Here is a 695-nt window from a genome sequence, read left to right on the forward strand (position 1 = left end):
GGGCTGTACCCAAAGCGCTCGGTTCTGGTCATAGAAAACGTTTTGTTCGTGGATTATTTTATTGGAGAATTAAGAAATTATTAAAAAGAACCTGTTTATATATTCAGGATCAAATCATAAATTCCTTAAAAGCATTCTACAAAAACCAAACCAATGAACCTGTTCGCACTAAATTGTTCCCCATTTTTTAAAGATTTTTTTGATAAACCTTCCCAAAGGCAGATATGGCCAGCGCATCATGTTTTTTGAAAGCGCTACAAATAAATACCGGCTGGAGATCCAGTTCAATATACCCAATCTAAAAAGTAAATATCGACGGGACAAGCCGATTCCATTTTCCTTCTCATCATTTCCATTTTCACCAGATTTCATTAGTACTCCTTTCAAAGTGCAAATCCGGATGCAGGGGGCCTATGAGCTGCATAGGTTGGTCATTGTCATTTTTATAAGCATGCTTACTATCCAAGACCAGGTTTGCCCCCATGTAAACAATTAGGTTGCTTTTAAATGAAAACCTGACTTCTATTTTCTGAATAACATTTTTTACCCCTTTCACAGATTTTGCGGCATGTTCTGCAGCAAGTTTTTTGGCGTAACTGTCCACAGATCCCTTAAGCGTCACCAAACCATCTTCCACCGAAATCTCTATTTTCTCTACACCAATAAGGGAATCGGTCGTGATCGCCAGTCTAACC

General features: G+C 38.6%; 2 protein-coding genes. One reads left to right on the forward strand and one right to left on the reverse strand.

Annotated features, from left to right (window positions below; genetic code table 11):
* Positions 1–191: hypothetical protein (locus AC1DND_RS28930; RefSeq protein ID WP_477586424.1), on the forward strand; the 191-nt coding region annotated here is incomplete at its 5' end.
* A 167-nt stretch (positions 192–358) separates the two neighbouring features.
* Here AC1DND_RS28930 and AC1DND_RS28935 read toward each other — a convergent pair.
* Positions 359–695: BON domain-containing protein (locus AC1DND_RS28935; protein WP_477586426.1), on the reverse strand; the 337-nt coding region annotated here is incomplete at its 5' end.

Source organism: Pedobacter sp. 01N416, assembly GCF_056399685.1.